The organism is Paenisporosarcina antarctica (genome assembly GCF_004367585.1).
In the GTDB taxonomy this organism is placed as follows: Bacteria; Bacillota; Bacilli; order Bacillales_A; family Planococcaceae; genus Paenisporosarcina; species Paenisporosarcina antarctica.
The window spans coordinates 1,141,296-1,158,041 of sequence record NZ_CP038015.1; the positions used below are offsets into that span (position 1 = coordinate 1,141,296).

Sequence of the window (16,746 nt, forward strand, 5' to 3'; positions counted from 1 at the left end):
GATCTCTCCGCTTTTCGTGTCATAAATAAGTTCGTTTTACTTTTTCCCAAAATGAATTATTTTTTAGTTTGACTGTTTTTACAAGTCGGTCACTTAATGTTATATTGACGGACTCTACATGCTTAATGCTTAACGATTCATTGTCCATCGCCATTGTTGGAAAATCATTTCCATCTTGTTTTAAGCGTAAGGTTAATTGACGTTGACCACTTAAGATGAAAGATGAACCAAGTGATCGGTATGTGTTGCTGTTAACTGAAGCGAGTTCAGATACTTGAAAACATGGTAGAAGTGGATCAACAACCGCCCCATTGACCGATTTATTGTAAGCCGTACTTCCAGTAGGTGTAGAAATAATCATGCCATCGCCACGGAAGGTTTCAAAATGTAAATTATCAATCACCACATCGAGGACAAAAGTTTTAATAATATTTGAACGAATACTAAATTCATTTAAACAATAAAAAGGTGGATTGTTATCGACAATAACTTGTAAAATAGGGTAGCGACGTATTTCAATTTCCGAACGAAGAACTGCTTGGATCATCGTCTCCATCTCATGGAAATAGAAATCACAATACATACTTAGCGTGCCTGTGGTAGAAATACCTGCGTATAAACAGTCTTGACGAAAACCGGTTTTTCGAACTGCTTGAAGGAATGCCCCGTCTCCGCCAAGACTAATAATAATGTTTGAATTTTGGGCATCGTCAACAGCAGTAAATCCATATTTCGAGAACATTTCAGTTAGAATCATTTTTTTTTCCAAAGATTTTTCATCATGCTTCGTGTAAATATAAATATGTGTACGTTCGGACAATACCGTCACGTCCTTTCCATGAATACTTGTCGTTATTTTACCATGTTTTGAAACATTTCGGCATTGATTTCGTATTACGTTGAGAGTAGAAAAAGGAGGAACATTTAAATGAATACAAAACGTTGGATTGCTTTAGGGGCAGCAGCACTATTATTCAGTATGTCTATTATCATCAATATTGCATCGTTTGCGTTTAGCAATGATTTGACAGAAAATTTCGAAAAAATGTTATCTTTACCAGAAAGTGGCTATGCAGAAACAGTATTAGAAGATGGAGATTCGTCAAAACGCATTGCTGTTTTAACAGTCGATGGAGTGATTCAAAATACTGGGGGAGCTACTTCATTATTTGGAGCAGTAGGGTATAATCACCAGTTCTTTATGGATCAATTAGAAATGATTAAAGTCGATGATTCAATTAGAGCAGTGGTATTGCAAGTCAATTCACCTGGTGGTGGAGTTGTAGAGTCAGCCCAAATTTATAATAAAATTCAAGAAGTTCAAGAAGAAGTCGGCGTTCCGTTTTATGTATCAATGGGTAGTATGGCTGCTTCAGGTGGATATTATATTGCGGCTCCTGCAGAAAAAATCTTCCTGAATAAAGAAACACTAACAGGTTCAATTGGCGTCATTATGGAAAGCGTTAACTATGGTAAACTTGCTGAAAAGTATGGTGTGGATTTCGTTACCATAAAAACAGGTCCATATAAAGATATTATGAGTCCAACTCGTGATATGACTAAAGATGAACGTGCAATGCTACAAGAAATGATTGATGAATCTTATGAATCATTCGTGGACATTATTGAAGAAGGTCGTGGCATGACGGAGGCTGAGGTAAAAGCAGTGGCTGATGGTCGTATTATGAATGGACGTCAAGCTATTGAAGCAGGACTTGCAGACGAATATGGATACCTAGAAGATGTTATTGCTGCTGTTCGCGAAGATTTTAATCTAGCAGATGCAGAAGTTATGGAATATGATTACACTCAAAACTTCTCGAGTCTATTTTCAATGAAAACACAATCATTATTTGGAGGAGACGTAGAATCTCAATTGATTGGACGTTTACTTTCGGATTATAATGCACCGCGTATGATGTACTTATACGGTGAAAAGTGAGGAGGAACCGTAGATGACTGATCAACATAAGCCTTTTGAACTCGAAACATCTATAGAAAAAGATAATCAAACTGTATCTCAAAACCCAGCTTACACTGTCGAAAGGAAAGAACAGTTTATACACAAGCCGGCGGGGTTTTGGGTTCGTTTCTGGGCGTATTTAATTGATTTACTTGTCATTTCATCCATTTCTTCTATCGTGATTTACCCATTATTTCGTATTTTTGGATGGGATGTACAAGGGACGACATGGTATGCACCAATTGGCTTTTTAACAGGAATTATTTTTTATGCGTATTTTGTAGGTATGACAAAGTACTTTTACCAAACCGTTGGTAAAATGATTTTTGGGTTACGTGTAATTTCCCTAAAAGGCGACTCACTATCATTTATCTCTATATTATTTCGTGAGTGGATTGGTCGGTTTTTCTCTGCAACGATTTTACCATTATATTGGATCGTCGGATTTACTCCTAAAAAACAAGGACTACATGACCTTATAGCGGATACGATGGTTATCCATGAACAAGCTTATGAAAAAAAGGTCGAAACAACATATCAACCTGTTTCTGAAGCAAGTCAGTTGCATCAGCCGAAAGCATTTTAGTAGAATAGAGAAAAGGGAGGCGTTATCTTGGTACAAGTAAAATTTAAGCAAAACCCGATTACATTATTAGGTAAAGAAGTAAAAGTAGGTGACTTAGCTCCAAATTTCACAGTATTAGCTAACGATCTTAGTTCGGTTACATTACAAGATTCAAAAGGGAAAACGAGATTATTTAGTGTAGTTCCTTCGTTAGACACTGGTACTTGTGACGCTCAAACGCGTAAATTCAATGAAAGTGCTGCTGAACTTGGGGATGATGTTGTCATCTTAACAATATCAAATGATTTACCTTTCGCACAAAAACGTTGGTGTGCAGCTGCAGGAATAGATGCAGTACAAACATTATCGGATCACCGAGATTTATCATTTGGTGAAGCATATGGAGTAGCAATTAAAGAATTGCGATTGCTTGCTCGTGCCGTTTTTGTAGTTGATAGTAATGACAAGGTTACATATGTTGAGTATGTTTCAGAAGCAACAGAGCACCCAGATTATGAAAAAGCAATTGAAGCTGTAAAAGCAGCACAGAAATAAGTGTTACAGAAACCCACTCGAATTTTTGAGTGGGTTTCCCATTTGCACAGATAAAATATTATTATTTTGTAATATAAGTAAACAAAACTTTGCACCACTATGTATATAAGTTATGTCTTTTTAAAGGGGAACTATATGAACAGTTCAATGGAACGACTTTTCACATTTATAGATGAGCATGCAATAAAATTGAAAACTGCAGAGGATTTAACGTATATCGAAGGTGTATTGGAAACGACTGAAATGTGGTTGGATGGCGAAATTGAACCGGACATCCAAAATGTATTAAAAGAGGATATTCGAAAAGCAATTCAACTTGCTATTTTAAAAGGTATGAAACAACATGTCCAAGCACATCATCAAATGACACCTGATTCACTGGGGTTACTAGTGGGATATTTCGTTGACCAATTAACGAAAGATAAACAACATTTGTCTATACTAGATCCTGCCGTAGGGACTGGTAACTTATTGTTTACTGTACTAAACTTTCTAGAGGGTAAAGCAACGTCTTCAGCTGTCGAAATTGATGATATGCTGATACGACTGGCAGCATCTACCGGTGATTTATTACAACAGCCAGTGACTCTTTATAGACAAGATGCATTACAACCATTACTAATAGATCCTGTTGATGTTGTCATCAGTGATTTGCCAGTTGGCCATTATCCAGATGATAAAACAGCTTCTGATTATGAGCTAAAAGCGAAAGAAGGCATGTCGTTCTCTCACCATTTAATGATTGAGCAATCGATACGTCACACGGTTGACGGTGGATATTTAGTATTCATAGTCCCACAAGGAATATTTGAATCTCAGCAAGCAAAAGAATTACATGCCTACTTTTCTAATCATGCATGGATTCAAGCAGTCATTCAATTGCCTGTGAACTTGTTTAAAAATGAAGCACATGCAAAAAGTATATTGATACTTCAAAAGAAATCAATTGAACTTAAACAACCCAAACAAGTGTTACTGGCAAAAGTCCCGAATATGTCAAATAAGGATGCCATGTCTTTATTCTTTGAAAAAGTAAATATGTGGCGTCAAGAAAATATGAATTAAAAGTTGTTCGCCTCTTTTTTCACCTGTACAATAACTGTATAGGTGGAGAAAGGGCGTTTTTTTATGGTCAATATATTGGCAATCAATGCAGGGAGTTCTTCGTTGAAATTTCAATTGTTGCGAATGCCCGAAGAGCATGTTGTTGCAAAAGGATTAATCGAACGTATTGGGTTAAAAGAACCCATATTTTCTATGACAACAAACGGGAGAAAATTAAAACTAATTGAAAAAATACCGAATCACCAAGAAGCTGTGCAATTACTTCTTCACTATTTGGTTGAACAAAAAGCAGTAAACTCTCTAAATGAAATAGACGCCATCGGTCATCGGCTAGTTCACGGAGGTGAACAATTTAGAGATTCTGTGTTAATTGATGACGAGGCAATTAAAGTGTTTGAACAACTTTCAGACTTAGCACCACTTCATAATCCTGCAAACATCACTGGAATTAAGGAATTTAATAAAGTATTACCAACAGTGCCTGCAGTAGCTATCTTTGATACGGCATTTCATCAGACAATGCCTGAAAGTTCCTATTTGTATTCAATTCCCTATGATTACTATAAAAAATTTGGTATTAGAAAATATGGCTTTCACGGCACTTCTCACAAGTATGTATCTGAACGCGCTGCGCAAATGTTGAATCGTCCATTAGAAACGATTCGATTAATTTCGTGTCACCTTGGAAATGGTGCTAGCATAGCCGCTATTGATGGGGGACGATCAATTGATACATCGATGGGGTTCACCCCTTTAGCTGGCGTCACGATGGGTACACGTTCTGGTAACTTAGATCCGGCCCTCATTCCATTTTTAATGGAAAAGACCGATAAAAGTGCAGAAGAAGTATTAGATATTTTGAATAAAAAATCCGGCATGCTAGGTGTTTCTGGATTTTCAAGTGATTTGCGGGATATTGAAGTAGAAGCATTAAAAGGAAATTCAAGAGCGCAACTTGCCCTCGATGTTTTTGCTAATCGAATTCACAAATATATCGGATCTTACGCAGCACGCATGAACGGAGTCGATGCGATTATTTTCACAGCTGGTATTGGAGAGAACAGCGATGTAATTCGTTCAAAAGTGTTAGCTGGTCTCCAGTTTATGGGTGTCTACATGGATGAAGACTTAAATAAAATTCGCGGAAAAGAAGCGTTTATCAGCTTTCCATATTCGCCAGTAAAAGTGTTGGTCATTCCAACGAATGAAGAAGTGATGATAGCGAGAGATACGGTGAGATTAGCTACTATAAATAAAAAAATCCCAAAGGCTATATGAAGCCTTTGGGATTTTTTAGTTAAGTTCTTCTGTACGAACAACTAGCACGTCACATTTTGCTGCGCGGACGATATGTCCAGATACACTACCAATAAGGAAGCGTTCAACCGTACTTAAACCAGTAGCACCACAAATGATAAGATCTGCTTCTACTTTTTTTGCAACGTCTCTAGCAATCATTGTTTTAGGAGAACCGTAATCAACGATTACATTTACTTTGCTTACCCCAGCTGCTTCGGCTTGTTTCTTATAGTCGCCGAGTAATTCTTCAGCAAAAGAAAGTGCGCGATCTGCAATAGAGCGATCATATGCTTCAATCGCTGCAAATGACCGTGTATCAATTACGTTTGCAAGATTTAAAGTGGCATTATTACGTCGTGCAATATCAATTGATTTTTTGAAAGCCCATTCTGCTTCTTTAGAACCGTCAACAGCTACTAAAATATGATTGTATGATAATGTCATAATATTTCCTCCTTCAGATGTATCTAGTATATATATTTCTATAAATGTACTGTTATTCCTTCAAATATCTAAAATTTTTTTATAATATTCGTCTAATTTGTGACTATCACCTTTTTAAATAGAAGGTAAATAATCGAACTGGAAATAAAGATCAACATGCCTGGTGAAAACTCTTTAGGGATGAGCAAGTAGGAAATGCTCATGATTGTAAAAGTAAGGACGGCCGGAATGTTAAGTTTATAAGATCCACTGACGACTTTGACGAGCTGTTCATTAGTAATTAACCCTTTTTTAACCCATAAATAATCCATTACAATAATTGCTGATAAAGGAATAATTCCCGCTCCTAAAAATGAAATAATTGACGCAGCTTCGTTAGCTAGGCTAGGGAAACAACTTAATACCACCCCTACAAGTCCAAATAACAGTGCACTTTTAATTCTTCCAAGAGTGGGCCAAGTATTAAGTAAACTAAAACTACCAGTATAAGCATTGCCAATATTAATAGAAATCATGGCAAGTAACCCACTTAACGTTATGAAAAGACCAATGAATGGACTCATTGCTTGTTCGCTAAGAACAACAAATGGATTTGTAGATTGATAATATGAAGCCACTAAAGTTCCAATAAGTGCAGTCATGAAATAGCCTGCAGAATTTCCAAGGAACATACCCGCAAATCCTTGACGTGCAGATATTGCGTAACGAGTCATATCACTTGAAGCACTAACGCCCGAGATAAATTGGACAAAGGCTAAGCTCATATAAAAGAAAAATATCCCCCAGTGTATCGATGTTTCAGAAGATGAGCTTGTGGTTACTTTAAGTTCCGAGACGATAATAAAGAGCATAAGACCTTGGCCAATAATTAATATCGGCAAAAATGCACGAGTCACTTTTTTTACAGCATCATACCCAACAAGTGCTAAGTAAGCCATTAAACTGGCAGTTAAGATAGCTAACAGTGCAAAAGGTATACGGATATTAAAATAATTTGAAATAACTGATTGGAGAATATATGTACCGCCAATTGTTTGTACACTGAACCAATATATTGAAGTTAAAACACGAATGGGTGATGCGACTTTTGTTGCTAGCCAAGATCCGACAAAAGCACGAAGGATATATTGACCAGGGAGACCGTACAGTGCACCTGGTATAGATAAAGCAGATACACATAAAAATGCCAAAATAGCGCCAATCCAAACAGCTGAAAAAGCAGCTAGCCAGGGAAGATTTCCTTGTGTAACAGCTAATGCTGGAACTAAAAAATTTCCGGCATTTACAGAAAAAGCAAATGCAATAATTGCATACTCTTTCCATGTTGAAACTTTAAGGGATGAAGGGACTGGCTCAAGTCCATATTGCTCGAAATTCCTCTTACTTGGTCGTGTCATTTTGCTGTACACCCTCCTTATAATCATCAAAGTGATCTATTTTTAAAATTTCACAATATTTTTTTAGCCATTTTCAGTTATATCTGATAGACTGGATTTGCTTTCAATAATTGTGAAAATGTCGATGCATGACTTATTTACAATTTAACTATATACAGAGGAGGATTTATTAATGAAAATTGGAGTTCCAAAAGAAATAAAAAACAATGAAAACCGCGTTGCAATGACGCCAGCTGGTGTCGTTAACTTATCAGTTTTCGGACATGAAGTATTTATTGAAACTGGAGCAGGACTTGGTTCGGGCTTCACGGATAAAGCATACAAAACTGCAGGTGCAAAAATTGTTGCAACAGCTACAGAAGCATGGGCACAGGATATGGTTATGAAAGTAAAAGAACCAATTGCATCTGAATATGGTTATTTTCATGAAGGTCTAATTTTGTTTACATATTTACATTTAGCTCCAGAACCAGAATTAACAAAAGCATTAGTGGACAACAAAGTCGTTGGAATTGCATATGAAACCGTCCAACTTCCAAATAATTCATTGCCATTGTTAACTCCTATGAGTGAAGTAGCTGGACGTATGTCTACTCAAATTGGTGCACAATTCTTAGAAAAAATCCACGGAGGAATGGGAATATTACTAGGTGGTGTACCTGGAGTTTCTCGTGGTAAAGTAACAATTATTGGCGGTGGTATCGCTGGTACAAACGCTGCACGTGTTGCAGTAGGCATGGGAGCAGAAGTTACTATCATTGATTTAAGTCCAGATCGTCTTCGTCAATTAGAAGAATTATTTGGTCGCGATGTGCAAACATTAATTTCAAATCCATTTAACATTTCAGAATCAGTTAAAAATTCTGATCTTGTTATTGGAGCTGTATTAATTCCAGGAGCAAAAGCACCTAAAATTGTTACAGAAGAAATGATTAAATCGATGAGACCTGGATCAGTTATTGTCGATATTGCAATTGACCAAGGAGGAATTTTCGAAAGTTCAGATCGAATTACTACTCATGATAATCCAACTTACGAAAAATTCGGTGTTGTTCATTACGCAGTAGCAAACATGCCTGGTGCAGTTCCACGTACATCAACAATGGCATTAACAAATGTAACAGTTCCTTATGCAGTGCAAATTGCAAACAAGGGATATGTACAAGCTTGTTTAGATAACGGAGCACTTTTAAAAGGACTTAACACACTAGATGGACATGTTACGTATCAAGCAGTATCAGATGCGCAAGGTCTTCCTTACGTTGCTGCTGAAGAACTTTTAGTTCAATAATAAAATCACTCTAAGCATCTTCACATCATTTACAATATGGTGAGGGGATGCTTTTTTACGGAATTTTTGTACAAAATCAAAGTGACTATCTAGTCGAATCGATTAAATGTTGCTTAAGATAACTCTATTCTGCATAGATAAAAAGTGCCAGACACTATTTTCCAGTGGGACATCTTATGTCCTGCTGAACCTATGAGTGCCTGGCACTTTTTTATATAAAGAAACTAATTTCCGGTTGGAATGATAACTAACTCTTTAGGATACTTAGTTAAGATTTCAACGCCATCTTTTGTTACAACAAGGTCGTCTTCAATTCGAACACCGGTAATACTTGGATCATAAATTCCAGGTTCAATCGTGAACACCATGCCTTCAGTTAATTGCATATCATTAATACCTGTTATTGAAGGGAACTCATGAACAGAAATACCAAGACCATGACCTAAGCGATGAGTAAAGAATTCACCGTATCCAGCTTTTGTTATAACGTCACGTGCAATTTTATCTAAATCCATCGCGCGTACACCCGGTTTTACGGCATTCACTGCATCTTGTTCTGCTTTTCTTACCGTTTCATACACTTCTCTTTGAGAATCAGTCGGTTCTCCAAAAGATACAGTACGCGTAATATCAGAACAATATCCTTTATAAATAACCCCTAAATCAAATAATACGAAATCACCTTTTTGAATTTTACGGTCACCTGGTTTGCCATGAGGTGATGCTGTTTTTGGACCACTCAGAACCATCGTATCAAAAGACATATGAGAAATTCCTTTTTTCTTTAGAGCAAGCTCAATAGCTGTTAAAATTTCAAGTTCGGTCTTTCCTTCAGCAATTTCATTTACTCCAACTTCAATTGCATAGTCTGCATATTTTGCTGCCTGACGAAGAATCTCTAATTCATTTTCATCTTTTATCACACGCATTGAGTTTAATTGATCGTCTAATCTAGCAAATGAAGCAAGTGGGAACAATTCCTGCAGCGCTTCCAAGCGTTCAACTGTCATATGTGATTTTTCAATTGCAAGATTAGATATGACAATGCCTTTGCCAATAATCGCGTCTTTTAATAATTTCCAAGGATGATCGGTGTCTTGGTGACCAACGACATCAAATGCCCATCCAGCTGCCTTTGCATCAGGTACTTCCATGTTAGGGCAAATCATTAGGGGCTCTGCTTCTTGAAACACAACAACACCCAGTAAACGTTCATGAGGATTGCTACGAAATCCAGATACATAAAAGACGTTATCGGGATTTGTAATAAATGCAGCGTCCAAATTGTGTTGTGTTAAATATGATGAAATTTGTTTGATTTTGTTCATAAAAGCACTCCTTTTCTAACTTTCTCCCCTTTAGCATATCAAAAAACAGGAGTTTAGACATTCATATAGAATTAAAACTAGTAGCAAGTAAAGGAGGTTCAAGAAAATGTATGTCTCTTTTCACGGACATTCGATTGTCAAAATAAAAACTGGTGATTATTCCATATTAATCGACCCATTTATTACAGGAAACGACTTGACAGATTTAGTCGCAAACGAAGAGAACCCAGATGTTATTTTATTAACACATGGTCATAATGATCATGTAGGGGATACGGTAGCCATTGCAAAAGCAAGTGGTGCACTTGTTGTAGCGCCAACTGAACTTGCAACCTACTTAGCTTGGCAAGGTGTGAAAACACATGCGATGCATATAGGTGGAGCTAAAGAATTTGAGTTTGGAAAAGTGAAATTAACACAAGCGTTTCACGGTTCTTCTTTTGTAACAGAAGACAATGAAATTATCTATACTGGAATGCCAGCAGGCATACTATTTACTGCAGAAGGTAAAACTATTTATCATGCTGGTGATACATCATTGTTTGGAGATATGAAGTTAATCGGTGAACGTCATCCAATCGATTTAGCATTTCTTCCAATTGGAGATAACTTTACGATGGGGATTGAAGACGCAGCTTACGCAGTGGAGTTATTAAATCCTAAAGCAGTTGTACCGATTCACTATGATACGTTCCCACCAATTAAACAAAACCCTTTGAATTTTAAGAATCTAGTTCAAGGAGTGAAAGTTCACGTTCTAAGCGCAGGTGAAGGAGTAGAAGTATAAATACTAATGCACGGAAAGTCACTGACTTTCCGTGCATTTTAGAGTAATAAAAAATGCGGTTTGTGATACACTAAGAATAGAACGATTGTTGAGAAATAGGTGATTAAGTGGCTACAAAACACGAGATAATATTACAATATATTGAGTCCTTACCAGTTGGAGATAAAATATCTGTAAGACGAATAGCAAAAGAGCTTGAAGTAAGTGAAGGAACAGCATACCGAGCAATTAAAGAGGCAGAAAATCAGCGATATGTAAGCACGATTGAGCGTGTTGGAACCATTCGAATTGAAAAGAAAAAGAAAGAAAATATCGATCGTTTAACCTTTGCAGAAGTTGTAAATATTGTGGATGGTCAAGTTTTGGGTGGGAAAAGCGGTTTACATAAAACATTAACTAAATTTGTAATTGGAGCAATGCAATTAGAAGATATGATGCGTTATACTGATGCAGGTAGTTTATTAATCGTTGGAAATCGAACGAAAGCTCATTTTACAGCACTTAAAGCTGGAGCAGCCGTATTGATAACTGGTGGATTTGAAGCATCAGAATCTTCGAAAAAAGTGGCAGATGAATTGGATCTTCCAATAATTTCGACAAGTTATGACACATTCACGGTTGCAACTATGATTAACCGTGCGATTTATGATCAGTTAATTAAAAAAGAAATCTTGTTCATAGAGGATATTTATGTACCCTATCAAGAAACCGATTTTTTACGTGTAAATGATGAAGTAAAAGCGTATCACGAAAAGAACGTACAGACGAAACATGCTGGATTTCCTGTTATAGACGCGCACCAAAAAATTGTGGGAATAGTGACAGCAAGAGATGTCATTGGAAAAGACCATAGTGAGTCTATTGAAAAAGTCATGACAAAAAATCCAATCACAGTCACGATGAAAACGAGTGTTGCAACTGCAGGACACCGGATGATTTGGGAGGGAATCGATTTAATGCCAGTAATCAATGATTACGGTATTTTAGAAGGTGTAATTAGCCGTCAAGATGTACTAAAAGCATTACAATTAGCACAAAGGCAACCTCAACAAGGTGAAACTATTGATGATATTGTTAAAAGTCAGATGAAAGTTTTGCAAGAAGATGATGTTGCGGTAGAATTCACAGTTACCCCTCAAATGACCAATCAATTTGGTGCAATTTCATATGGAGCATTTACCACACTTTTGGCTGAAGTTGGAAATTACGTGTTGAAAATTCGAAAACGCGGAGATAGCGTGGCTGAAAACATGACCATCTACTTTATAAAGCCTGTTCAGATGGATAGTGTTTTGACAGTGCGACCAAATATTCTAGACATGAGCCGAAAGTTCGTGAAAATGGAATTTGATGTGTTTGTTGGAAACACTTTAGTTGGGAAAGCAATGATGATGTTCCAATTGTTAGAGCGATAAGAAAAGCAGAGCAGACATAAAAAAAGTGATGCTAATTAGCATCACTTTTTGTTCAGATGAAATTCTTCTTCTACAAATTGGCCATAATGCTTTGCCACACGATAATAATAAACCACGGTGAACAAACCAATAATAATAAACAAGCCCGAAATGACATAAGTTAATGTCGAGGGGAACAAAGATAGTTGATTTAGACCGAAGAAAAATAACAAACTACCAAGAGCAACTAAGCTACGATTCGCATACCATTTCTTAGCGATGGGTAGGTTATTACGAAATTGTTTTGTTTTAAAATAAAAATAAAACACAAATGAAATGATAATTAAAGAGACAAGTACTACATTTATCATCGTAAACCTCCTGTTAATAAATGAAACTGTTATTATTGTATCGACATTATTACTTAAATGCGAATGGTATTCACGAAAGGTAGGAGGAAAAGTCATGAAGCGTCAAATCATTGACACAATATCTGCATACGAAACAATTATTATTCATCGACATGTTCGCCCAGATCCTGATGCATACGGGTCTTCATTTGGTTTAAAAGAAATTTTGAAGAAAACTTATCCCGAAAAAAAAATATATGTAGTGGGGGACCATGAGGAAACGTTAACGTTTCTAACTAAACCCGACATCTTGCAAGATGACCAATTTGAAGGTGCGCTTATTATCGTCACGGATACAGCTAATACGGAGCGTATAGATGATCAGCGTTATACATCTGGTGCTTTCTTAATAAAGATTGATCATCATCCCAATGATGATGCTTATGGAGATTTATTTTGGGTGAATACTCAGGCTAGTTCTGTGAGTGAAATGATTTATGAACTGTACGAAGAAGGAAAAGGAATAGCAAACTGGCAAATGTGTGATGCAGCTGCGCGTCTCTTATTCGCAGGAATTGTAGGAGATACTGGCAGATTTATGTTCCAAAGTACTAGTCAAAAAACATTTGATACTGCAGGAGATTTGATTAAATATAACTTCGATCGGACGGAATTGTTTAATGGCATGTATGAAGTGGACCGTAATTTATTACATTTACAAGGACATATTTATCAACATTTCATAATGGATGAAAATGGAGCAGCTTATATTAAATTGCCAGTCGAAACATTGAAAGACTTTGGAGTAACAGCAAGTGAAACATCTCTCTTAGTAGGCTCCCTTGGCAATGTGAAAGGAATTAAAGCTTGGATTATGTTTATTGAAGAAGAGGATCAAATACGCGTTCGACTTCGCTCTAAAGGTCCCGTAATTAATGAATTGGCTAAGCAGTATGGTGGAGGTGGACACGCACTGGCGTCAGGAGCTTCCGTCTATTCGTGGAATGAAGTGGATGAAGTTATAGATAAGTTAATAAAAATATGCAAGTGAGTTGAAGGGGAGGAGGAACAATGTTACCAGTTTATCCACAAGTAGGTACATCAGCTGATTTACTTAATAGTACGATTCGTCTGGAAAAATTGATTCCATTCCTTCAACAACAACAAGCGACATCAGTAGCCATTACAAATAAGCGTTTATATGGTATTTTGCCATTTTACCTTGCTCTAAAAAAGGCCGGACTTCATCCAGTGATTGGATTATCGTGCAGTATAGAATTAACTGATGAAACAATAGTAGAAGTTCAAATTTATGCAAAATCAAATTTTGGCTATCAAAACCTATTGAAAATCAGTAGTGCACTAGAAACGAAAGCGCTTACGGCTCTGCCTATTAAATGGTTACAAGCATATAAAAAAGATTGCTTTGTCGTCGTCACAATGTCAAAACTTGAGTTATTGGAATTGGATGCAGTGGAAACAATATTAGCTGAATTAAAGACATGTCTGAGTTCTTCTTATCTTTTAGGGGGAATGGAAAGACCTGGTGGAGCTATTGCTAGTATTGAAAATGAATTGATTGAACTGTGTGAGAAAAAACAAATTCAACTAATGGCAACTCATCAAGCCAATTACATATCTTCAAAAGATGCATTTGCATATGAAGTGGCTCAAGCAATTGCTAGTGGTACTAAACTTAATGATGCACATCGCCAGAAACCTAACCACGAACATTATTATTTGCCGACAGGTCAACAATGGAGTGAATGGTTCTCAGACCATCCCGAATGGCTAGAAACCACTGAGTTCATTTTGCAGAGTTGCCATGTTGAACTTGTTACGAACCAACTACATATGCCAAAATTTCCTGTTCCAGATAATGTTCAAACTAAAGATATATTACGTGAAAAATGCAACTCTGGTCTTGAAGCGAGGTTAGAAGATTTTAATGGGCTTTACAAGGATAGACTTGAAATGGAACTTAAAGTAATTAATCAAATGGGCTACGCAGATTATTTTTTAATTGTGGCAGACTTTATGGAATATGCTAAAAACAATCAAATTTTAACTGGACCAGGTCGTGGTTCTTCTGCAAGTTCTCTCGTCGCATATTCCTTATACATTACACATGTAGACCCACTCGAATATGGATTATTATTTGAACGTTTCTTAAATCCACAACGAATTTCTATGCCAGATATAGATATCGATTTTGCCGATCATCGCCGCCAAGAGGTCATTCAATACGTGGCCAAGAAATACGGGAACACCCATGTTGCCCAGATTGTCACTTTCGGTACATTGTCTGCAAAAGCAGCAGCGAGAGATGTGGCACGCGTTTTCGGATTTGATAGTACGGTACTCGAAATGATTTCAAAAAAATTGTCTAATAAACCTGGCATTTCCTTTGAAGAAGCTGTAAATAGCTCTGAGAATTTAAAGAAATGGATTGAAGTAGATCCTACACATCAAAAATGGTATGACATTGTTAAAGAGCTTGAGGGCTTGCCGAGAAATTCGTCAACACATGCAGCAGGTGTTGTTTTATCACCAGTTCCGTTAGTCGAACTTTTACCGATTGAAGATGGACAAGATGGCATTTATTTAACACAGTGGCCGATGAAAGAGGTTGAACAAAGCGGCTTACTTAAAATGGACTTTCTAGGATTACGTAACTTAACGATCCTCGACAGAATTCGTACCATGATTTGGATCGATCAGAAAAAATGGGTAGACTTCGAGAAAATCCCACTCAATCATGATGAGACATTTAAACTACTTCAACAAGGAGACACATCAGGGGTATTCCAATTAGAATCAGACGGTATGAGACAAGCTTTGCGTGATATTAAACCAACGCATTTCCTTGATATTGTGGCAGTTAATGCCTTGTATAGGCCAGGTCCGATGGATAATATCCCTACCTATAAACGCCGAAAACATAATGAAGAAAAAACGCTATATGTACATCCTATGCTTGAACCCATATTAAAAGAAACATTCGGCGTCATTGTCTATCAAGAACAAATTATGCAAATCTCATCGAAAATGGCTGGTTTTTCTTTCGGTGAATCGGATATTTTAAGAAGAGCTGTAAGTAAGAAGAATAGACAAGTGTTAGATGAGCAACGACAATACTTTGTTGAAAATGCACAACGCAATCATTTTACAAAGCAGGAAGCAACTGAAGTATACGATTTAATCGTTCGATTTGCGGATTATGGATTCCCTAAAAGTCATGCAGTTGCATATAGCTTAATTTCCTATCAAATGGCTTATTTAAAGGTACAGTTTCCTGCTTACTTCTATGCTTCGTTGTTGACTGCTGCAATTGGTAACCAAGAAAAAGTTATGCGCTTGATTCAAGAAGTGAAAAAATACAATATTAAGCTCTTACCTCCTTCAATACATAAAAGCGGCTTAACATTTCGAGTAGAAAACGGTGCAATTCGGTTTGGTTTATCAGCTGTAAAAGGGGTTTCTACCGTCTTTTTAAGAGGGTTAATTGAAAATCGCAAACAGCAACAGCCACCATGGCAAGATATTTTTGAGCTAGCAGCAAGTTTATCTGCAGAACAATTTACTAGAAAGCAGGTTGAACCTCTAATAAAAGCTGGTGCCCTCGACGACTTTGGACAAAATCGCGCAACTTTACTGTCGACTCTTGATGCAGCTGTTAAATATGCAGAACTCGTCAGGCCAAATATCGAACAGGATTTATTTGATGGAGATGTTATTTCTTTTGGTAAGCCGAAGTATGTGAGAAACGCAGAAATACCTGAAATGATAAAACTTCAATTTGAACGTGAAACATTAGGATTGTATATGTCCAATCACCCTGTGGAGCGCTTGAAAAAGGAAATGCAACTTCAAGTTATGTCTATTCAAGAAATTAAATATGAAGGCAAAGGTCGTGCAGTATCCATAATCGGAATGATTGAAGATATACGTAGAATTCGCACAAAAAAAGGTGAAGCGATGGCATTCGTTACGGTTCAAGATGAAACTTCGGATATTTCATGTACCTTTTTTCCAAAAGATTATAGCCAACACAATCTTCTTATTAAAGAACAAAATGTAATTAAAATAGAAGGTACTGTTGAATGGAGACAAGGTAATCCTCAAATCATTGTCAAAAATATGCGAGCATTGTCGAATTGAAAACCCTGCAGATATTTTGTAGGGTTTTCTTGTATTAATATAAAAAACTATTGATCTTTGGATATCACTCAAAAATAAGCCTCACCCTTACACCATAGGTAATCCAAGTATATCTTCCTGAATTTTTATTTGCATCGCAACCATTTT

At 36.8% G+C, this 16,746-nt stretch carries 15 protein-coding genes; 10 read left to right on the forward strand and 5 right to left on the reverse strand.

Annotation, left to right across the window (positions count from 1 at the left end; translation table 11 throughout):
- Positions 1 to 19: 19 nt before the first annotated feature.
- Positions 20 to 820 (reverse strand): NAD kinase, encoded by an 801-nt coding sequence (locus tag E2636_RS05775; protein WP_134209353.1) that lies wholly within the window; start codon positions 818 to 820, stop codon positions 20 to 22.
- Positions 821 to 928: 108 nt separating this feature from the next.
- Between E2636_RS05775 and sppA the strand changes: the two genes are divergently transcribed.
- The 5 genes from sppA (at position 929) to E2636_RS05800 (ending at position 5,426) form a co-directional block, all read left to right on the forward strand.
- Entirely contained in the window at positions 929 to 1,942 is a 1,014-nt protein-coding gene (gene sppA, locus E2636_RS05780; protein WP_134209354.1) for a signal peptide peptidase SppA, read from the forward strand.
- 13 nt (positions 1,943 to 1,955) lie between these two features.
- Positions 1,956 to 2,549 (forward strand): RDD family protein, encoded by a 594-nt coding sequence (locus E2636_RS05785; RefSeq protein ID WP_134209355.1) that lies wholly within the window; start codon positions 1,956 to 1,958, stop codon positions 2,547 to 2,549.
- Between the two features lie 27 nt (positions 2,550 to 2,576).
- Complete coding sequence (tpx, locus tag E2636_RS05790; RefSeq protein ID WP_134209356.1) at positions 2,577 to 3,083, forward strand: thiol peroxidase; 507 nt, start codon at positions 2,577 to 2,579, stop codon at positions 3,081 to 3,083.
- Positions 3,084 to 3,218: 135 nt separating this feature from the next.
- Positions 3,219 to 4,148 carry a class I SAM-dependent methyltransferase gene (locus E2636_RS05795; RefSeq protein ID WP_134209357.1) on the forward strand — a complete coding sequence of 310 codons (930 nt, stop codon included), beginning with the start codon at positions 3,219 to 3,221 and terminating at the stop codon, positions 4,146 to 4,148.
- A gap of 63 nt (positions 4,149 to 4,211) precedes the next feature.
- Positions 4,212 to 5,426 carry an acetate/propionate family kinase gene (locus tag E2636_RS05800; protein ID WP_134209358.1) on the forward strand — a complete coding sequence of 405 codons (1,215 nt, stop codon included), beginning with the start codon at positions 4,212 to 4,214 and terminating at the stop codon, positions 5,424 to 5,426.
- A gap of 15 nt (positions 5,427 to 5,441) precedes the next feature.
- Here E2636_RS05800 and E2636_RS05805 read toward each other — a convergent pair whose 3' ends face one another.
- Entirely contained in the window at positions 5,442 to 5,891 is a 450-nt protein-coding gene (locus E2636_RS05805; RefSeq protein WP_134209359.1) for a universal stress protein, read from the reverse strand.
- 92 nt (positions 5,892 to 5,983) lie between these two features.
- Positions 5,984 to 7,288, reverse strand: a complete 1,305-nt coding sequence (locus E2636_RS05810; RefSeq protein WP_134209360.1) for a purine-cytosine permease family protein — start codon at positions 7,286 to 7,288, stop codon at positions 5,984 to 5,986.
- Positions 7,289 to 7,460: 172 nt separating this feature from the next.
- Here E2636_RS05810 and ald point away from each other — a divergent pair, with 172 nt between their 5' ends.
- Positions 7,461 to 8,579 (forward strand): alanine dehydrogenase, encoded by a 1,119-nt coding sequence (ald, locus tag E2636_RS05815; protein ID WP_134209361.1) that lies wholly within the window; start codon positions 7,461 to 7,463, stop codon positions 8,577 to 8,579.
- 224 nt (positions 8,580 to 8,803) lie between these two features.
- Here the strand turns inward: ald and E2636_RS05820 are convergent, their stop codons facing one another.
- Complete coding sequence (locus tag E2636_RS05820) at positions 8,804 to 9,907, reverse strand: M24 family metallopeptidase (RefSeq protein WP_134209362.1); 1,104 nt, start codon at positions 9,905 to 9,907, stop codon at positions 8,804 to 8,806.
- A gap of 106 nt (positions 9,908 to 10,013) precedes the next feature.
- Here E2636_RS05820 and E2636_RS05825 point away from each other — a divergent pair, with 106 nt between their 5' ends.
- Both E2636_RS05825 and E2636_RS05830 read left to right on the forward strand, forming a co-directional pair.
- A complete protein-coding gene (locus tag E2636_RS05825) occupies positions 10,014 to 10,694 on the forward strand; it encodes a metal-dependent hydrolase (RefSeq protein WP_134209363.1) in 681 nt (226 codons plus the stop codon).
- A gap of 107 nt (positions 10,695 to 10,801) precedes the next feature.
- A complete protein-coding gene (locus E2636_RS05830) occupies positions 10,802 to 12,109 on the forward strand; it encodes a DRTGG domain-containing protein (protein WP_134209364.1) in 1,308 nt (435 codons plus the stop codon).
- Between the two features lie 41 nt (positions 12,110 to 12,150).
- On the opposite strand, the gene E2636_RS05835 is transcribed toward E2636_RS05830, so the two are convergent.
- Positions 12,151 to 12,459 carry a YtpI family protein gene (locus E2636_RS05835; RefSeq protein WP_134209365.1) on the reverse strand — a complete coding sequence of 103 codons (309 nt, stop codon included), beginning with the start codon at positions 12,457 to 12,459 and terminating at the stop codon, positions 12,151 to 12,153.
- Positions 12,460 to 12,553: 94 nt separating this feature from the next.
- Between E2636_RS05835 and E2636_RS05840 the strand changes: the two genes are divergently transcribed.
- Positions 12,554 to 13,489 (forward strand): DHH family phosphoesterase, encoded by a 936-nt coding sequence (locus E2636_RS05840; protein ID WP_134209366.1) that lies wholly within the window; start codon positions 12,554 to 12,556, stop codon positions 13,487 to 13,489.
- A gap of 20 nt (positions 13,490 to 13,509) precedes the next feature.
- Positions 13,510 to 16,599, forward strand: coding sequence for a DNA polymerase III subunit alpha (gene dnaE, locus E2636_RS05845; protein WP_134209367.1), 3,090 nt, complete (start codon positions 13,510 to 13,512; stop codon positions 16,597 to 16,599).
- Positions 16,600 to 16,746: the final 147 nt, after the last annotated feature.

What these genes read in the sequence shown, in the direction of transcription:
- E2636_RS05840 (WP_134209366.1), top strand. Translation starts at nt 12,554, where the DNA reads ATGAAGCGTCAAATCATTGACACAATATCTGCATACGAAACAATTATT.
- E2636_RS05810 (WP_134209360.1), bottom strand. Translation starts at nt 7,288, where the DNA reads ATGACACGACCAAGTAAGAGGAATTTCGAGCAATATGGACTTGAGCCA.
- E2636_RS05820 (WP_134209362.1), bottom strand. Translation starts at nt 9,907, where the DNA reads ATGAACAAAATCAAACAAATTTCATCATATTTAACACAACACAATTTG.
- E2636_RS05785 (WP_134209355.1), top strand. Translation starts at nt 1,956, where the DNA reads ATGACTGATCAACATAAGCCTTTTGAACTCGAAACATCTATAGAAAAA.
- sppA (WP_134209354.1), top strand. Translation starts at nt 929, where the DNA reads ATGAATACAAAACGTTGGATTGCTTTAGGGGCAGCAGCACTATTATTC.
- E2636_RS05825 (WP_134209363.1), top strand. Translation starts at nt 10,014, where the DNA reads ATGTATGTCTCTTTTCACGGACATTCGATTGTCAAAATAAAAACTGGT.
- dnaE (WP_134209367.1), top strand. Translation starts at nt 13,510, where the DNA reads ATGTTACCAGTTTATCCACAAGTAGGTACATCAGCTGATTTACTTAAT.
- ald (WP_134209361.1), top strand. Translation starts at nt 7,461, where the DNA reads ATGAAAATTGGAGTTCCAAAAGAAATAAAAAACAATGAAAACCGCGTT.
- E2636_RS05835 (WP_134209365.1), bottom strand. Translation starts at nt 12,459, where the DNA reads ATGATAAATGTAGTACTTGTCTCTTTAATTATCATTTCATTTGTGTTT.
- E2636_RS05795 (WP_134209357.1), top strand. Translation starts at nt 3,219, where the DNA reads ATGAACAGTTCAATGGAACGACTTTTCACATTTATAGATGAGCATGCA.
- E2636_RS05800 (WP_134209358.1), top strand. Translation starts at nt 4,212, where the DNA reads ATGGTCAATATATTGGCAATCAATGCAGGGAGTTCTTCGTTGAAATTT.
- E2636_RS05805 (WP_134209359.1), bottom strand. Translation starts at nt 5,891, where the DNA reads ATGACATTATCATACAATCATATTTTAGTAGCTGTTGACGGTTCTAAA.